Annotated in this window: 4 protein-coding genes; all 4 read left to right on the forward strand. The window is 75.3% G+C overall.

The genetic code is table 11. The features are described from left to right. Positions 1-99: 99 nt before the first annotated feature. The gene (locus tag ACRX5S_RS01075; RefSeq protein WP_436770742.1) at positions 100-672 is read left to right on the forward strand and encodes a DUF1707 SHOCT-like domain-containing protein; all 573 of its coding nucleotides are present in this window, start codon (positions 100-102) and stop codon (positions 670-672) included. A gap of 344 nt (positions 673-1,016) precedes the next feature. After that, positions 1,017-3,257, forward strand: coding sequence for a primosomal protein N' (locus ACRX5S_RS01080; protein WP_436770743.1), 2,241 nt, complete (start codon positions 1,017-1,019; stop codon positions 3,255-3,257). Between the two features lie 321 nt (positions 3,258-3,578). Beyond that, on the forward strand, positions 3,579-4,124 hold the full coding sequence (gene def, locus ACRX5S_RS01085) for a peptide deformylase (protein ID WP_436770744.1): 546 nt from the start codon (positions 3,579-3,581) through the stop codon (positions 4,122-4,124). Between the two features lie 5 nt (positions 4,125-4,129). Next, positions 4,130-4,479, forward strand: a 350-nt coding sequence (locus ACRX5S_RS01090) for a methionyl-tRNA formyltransferase (protein WP_436770745.1), incomplete at its 3' end; no start/stop codon positions are given.

Here is a 4,479-nt window from a genome sequence, read left to right on the forward strand (position 1 = left end):
CCGCCGTCGTTCGCGGACGTCCTTGACCGTCTCGGCGAGGCCCGAAGAGTGGGGCTAGCCCCATGGGCACGACCCGTCGGCGTGCCTAGCCTCGGAGTCATGCTGAGGCAACCGGCCATGCGGGCTTCCGACGTCGACCGCGAAGCGGCGGTCGAACTCCTGCGGACACATCACGACCAGGGGCGCCTGACGCTGGACGAGTACACCGAGCGCATCGGCGCGGCGTACTCCGCGGTGACCCTGGGGGAACTGGCCCAGCTCCTCAAGGACCTGCCGCCGCCCGAGCACCTGGAGTACGACGTCGAGGTGCTGCGCGCGGCCTGGCAGCGGTCCGCGGCGGTGCAGCCGGTCGTCCCGCCGACACCGAGACCCGCGCGGTCGGCCGCGGCGCCGTCGGTGCCCGTGCCGGTGCCTGTTCCCGTGCCGGTCGCGGCGCGGATGCGGCAGGCGCGCGAGGAGAGCGGTCGGGACGGGGTGAGCGCCCGGAGGATCCTGCGCGGATTGTGGACGGCCGTGCTGGCGGTGACGGCCGTCAACGTCGCGATCTGGTTCCTGGTGCTGATCACCGAACAGCCGGTGTACTTCTGGCCGATCTGGGTCTTCGGGCCACCGGCGGCGGTGCTGGGCGCGGCGGAGCTGTGCGTGCGGCGGCACAGCGGGCCGGATTCCTGACGGGAGCGTGCGCGCACGGGCCGCCGCAACAGCCGCCCCGGTTCGCTTGCTCGGCCGCACACGCGAGCCTGCTCACGCGGGTGTCAGCTGCTCGCCCTCGCGCCGGTCCGCCGCTCGCCCGCCCGCTCGCCCTCGCGCCGGTTGGCCGCTTGGCCGCTCGCCCGCCTGCTCGCCCACCTGCTCGCCCTCACGCCGCTCGGCCGCTTGCCCGCCTGCCTGCTTGCTCGGCCGCCTGCCCTCGTGCCGGTCCGCCGTTCGCCCGCCCGGCCGCTTGCCCGCGCGGCGGTTGCGGCGGGAGCGTGGTCTGACCCTGTCCTGTCGTCCTGATCTGGGAAGATGCCTGTGTGGGCGAGCGCAGCGCGGGGGACGGGCCGGACGACGACTCCACCGCTCCCGTCGAGCAGTTGGAGATCGCCGTCGCCGCCGCGCGCAAGGCCGCCAGGTCCGCCAAGCCGCGGAAGGCCCCGGCGCTCGCCGCCGAACTGCCGGTCGCGCGCGTCGTGGTCGACAAGGCGTTGTCGCACCTCGACCAATACTTCGACTACGCGGTGCCGGAGAGCATGGCGGAGACCGCGCAGCCGGGTGTCCGTGTCCGCGTGCGGTTCGGCGGGTCGGCCGCGGGTGACCGGCGGCGGGGCGGCGGGCTGATCGACGGCATCATCGTCGAGCGGCTCGCGGCCAGCGACTACAGCGGGCCGCTCGCCCGCATCGAGCGCGTGCTTTCCCCCGAACCGGTGCTGCCCGGCCGCATGCTGGACCTGGCCCGCGCGGTTGCCGACCGGTATGCGGGCACCTTGGCGGACGTCCTCTCGCTCGCGCTGCCGCCCCGGCACGCGCGCGTCGAGTCCGAGCCGGCCGCCGAGGCGCTGCCCGTGCCGGAGGCGCCGAGCCCGGGCACGTGGCAGCGGTACGCGGACGGCCCGCGCTTGCTGGACGGGCTGGCGGCGGGCGAGTCGCCGCGTACCGTCTGGACCGCGTTGCCGGGCCCGACCTGGCCCGGCGAGATCGCGCTGCTGCTGGCCGCCGTCCTCGCGTCCGGGCGCGGCGGGATCGTCGTGCTGCCGGACGGCAAGGCCGTCGCGCGCGTCGACGAGGCCGTGGAGCAACTGCTCGGCCGGGGCCGCCACATCGCGCTCACCGCGGACGTGGGCCCCGAGGAGCGCTACCGGCGGTGGCTCGCGGTCAGCCGGGGGGCGGTCAAGGCGGTCGTCGGGACGCGTGCCGCGATGTTCGCGCCGGTCGCCGACCTCGGGCTGGTCGCGATCTGGGACGACGGCGACACCGCGCATTCCGAGCTGCGCGCGCCGCAGCCCCACGTCCGCGAGGTGCTGGTGACGCGCGCGCTGCGGGAGCAAGCGGCGTTCGTGGTCGGCGGGCTGACGACCTCGGTCGACGCCGCGCAACTGGTGCGCTCGGGGTGGGCGCAGCCCGTGGAGGCCGAGCGGGCGCGCGTACGCGAAGCCGCGCCGCTGGTGCGCACGGTCGGCGACTTCGACCTGGCCCGCGACGACGCCGCCCGCGTGGCACGCCTGCCGACGATGGCCTGGGACGTCGCGCGCCGCGCGCTGGAGTCGGGGCCGGTGCTCGTGCAGGTGCCGCGCCGCGGCTACGTGCCGCACGCCGCCTGCCTGCGCTGCCGGGCGTCCGCGCGCTGTTCCGCGTGCTCGGGTCCGCTCGAACTGACGGGCGCCGACGGCGCGTTGGCGTGCTCGTGGTGCGGGCGGCACGAGGTGGGCTGGCGGTGCGCCGAGTGCGGCGGGTCGAAGCTGCGGGCCAATGTGGTCGGCGCGCGGCGTACCGCGGAGGAGTTGGGACGGGCGTTCCCGCGCGTGCCGGTGCGCACCTCGGGGCGGGACGCGGTGCTCGCGACGGTGCCGAACGTACCCGCCCTCGTGGTCGCGACGCCGGGCGCCGAACCGGTCGCCGCGGGCGGTTATGCCGCGGCCCTACTACTCGACGGCTGGCTCCTCCTCAACCGCCCCGACCTGCGCGCGGGCGAGGAGGCACTGCGGCGCTGGCTCGGCGCCGCGTCGCTGGTGCGCCCGGCCTCGGAGGGCGGCGCGGTGGTGATCATCGCCGAGCCGACGCTGCGCCCGGTGCAGGCGCTCGTGCGTTGGGACCCGCAGGGCTTCGCCCGCACCGAACTGGCCGAACGCGCGGAACTGGGCCTGCCGCCGGTCTCGCGCATGGCCTCGGTCACCGGCTCGCCCGCCGTCGTCGCCGAGCTGATGCGCCTGGTGCGCCTCCCTGCGGACACCGACACCCTCGGCCCGGTCCCCGCGCCGCCCCCGCCGCGCACGACTCCGACGTCCGCGAACTCCCGTACCACCCGCGGCCGTTCCAAGTCCGCCGCAGCCCGAGCCGCCATAGAGCGTCCCCCGGCCGCGGAGCCGGGCCTGTGGACCCCCGACCGCCGCGCCGCCGAACCCCCGCCCGACGACCGCCGCGAACGCGTGCTCCTCAGGGTCCCCCCAGGCCGCGGCGCCGATTTGGCGGCCGCCCTCAAGTCCGCTCAAGCGCTCTGGATGTCCCGAGGCCCGGCCGAGTCGGTCTGGGTCCGCATGGACCCCCTCGACATCGGCTGAGGTGCGATCAGCGGGGGACTTCGACACAGACGCGTGAATTCGGAGGACCGGGCGGCCAGGGCTCGGAAGGGCATCGGCGGCGATCCATCTGTGGTCGGGCTCTGCCGAGCCTGCCCCGCGCCGGGCCACCGGATCTCCTCCCCGGGGGACCCCGACCCGGCGTCGGCGCCGAAAGGCCGCTGCGCGTCCGGCACCTGGGTGCCGGGCTCGCCGGGCCCGGACGGGCGGTGGGGCGTCGGTAGACTGGGTGGGTTGGCAGGGTGGCGCCTCCTGCCGTGTCCTCGTTGTGTCCTCCGTCTCCGGTCGAACGGGAGTTCTTCTGTGGCAGTTCAGCCGATCCGCCTTTTTGGTGATCCGGTGTTGCGTACCGCGGCGGACCCGGTGACGGTCTTCGACAAGGAGCTTCGGGTCCTGGTCAAGGACCTGACGGACACGATGATGGATGCCCCGGGGGCGGGGTTGGCGGCGCCGCAGATCGGGGTGTCGCTCCGGGTGTTCACGTACTTCGTGGACGGCGAGGTCGGGCATCTGATCAATCCGGACCTGGCCCTGTCGGAGGACGAGCAGGACGGGCCGGAGGGGTGTCTCTCGCTGCCGGGGCTCGCGTACGACACGAAGCGCGCATTCGGGGTCGTGGCCAAGGGCTTCAACATGCACGGCGACCCGGTGACGATCGAGGGCACCGAGCTGCTCGCGCGGTGCATCCAGCACGAGACGGATCACCTCGACGGCATCCTGTTCATCGACCGGCTCGACCGCGAGCAGCGCAAGGCCGCGCTGCGGGCGATCCGCGAGGCCGAGTGGGCGGGGCAGGCGCCGCCCGCGGTCAAGGTGTCGCCGCACGGGACCTTCGGAAAGGCGCTCTGATACCGATGCGTCTGGTGTTTGCGGGTACGCCCGAGGTCGCGGTCCCGGCCCTGGAGGCGCTGATCGCCTCGCGGCACGAGGTGGTCGCGGTGGTCACGCGTCCGGACGCCCCGGCGGGACGGGGGCGCAAGCTGCGTCCGTCGCCGGTCGCCGAGCGGGCGATCGAGGAGGGCATCGAGGTGCTGCGCCCGGCGCGGCCCCGGGAGCCGGAGTTCCTGGCGCGGCTGGCCGAGATCGCTCCGGACTGCTGCCCGGTGGTGGCGTACGGTGCGCTGCTGCCGAAGGCGGCGCTGGACATCCCGGCGCGCGGCTGGGTCAACCTGCACTTCTCGCTGCTGCCCGCGTGGGGGGGGGG

It is taken from the genome of Yinghuangia sp. YIM S09857 (assembly GCF_051388915.1).
In the GTDB taxonomy this organism is placed as follows: Bacteria; Actinomycetota; Actinomycetes; order Streptomycetales; family Streptomycetaceae; genus Yinghuangia.

What these genes read in the sequence shown, in the direction of transcription:
- ACRX5S_RS01075 (WP_436770742.1), top strand. Translation starts at nt 100, where the DNA reads ATGCTGAGGCAACCGGCCATGCGGGCTTCCGACGTCGACCGCGAAGCG.